Here is a 240-nt window from a genome sequence, read left to right as displayed (position 1 = left end):
CGTCGGCGGGCTCCTGCGGGACGACCTTCAGGCCGCGGACGATCTCCTCGTTGGCCTTGCGCACCCGGCGGTGGGAGGCGTCGAGTTCGGCGGCCAGGTGCCTGCCGTACTCGGCCAGGTGGCCGGCCAGCTCCGGCAGGGCGTCCAGGTCGCGGATGATCTGGTTGCGGGCCCGCTGCTCGTGGGTGTTGGCGGTGGCGCGGGCGTCCAGCAGGGCGGCGGCCGCGTCGTCCTCCAGCC

At 75.4% G+C, this 240-nt stretch carries 1 protein-coding gene; it reads right to left on the bottom strand.

Going from position 1 to position 240, the window contains the following annotated elements; translation table 11 throughout:
• A partial coding sequence (locus tag ACSNOK_RS35995; protein ID WP_436784859.1) for a hypothetical protein occupies window positions 1-240 on the bottom strand: 240 nt, incomplete at both ends.

This window comes from Streptomyces sp. URMC 126 (assembly GCF_051386555.1).
In the GTDB taxonomy this organism is placed as follows: domain Bacteria; phylum Actinomycetota; class Actinomycetes; order Streptomycetales; family Streptomycetaceae; genus Streptomyces.
This window is presented reverse-complemented; position numbering and strand designations above follow the sequence as displayed.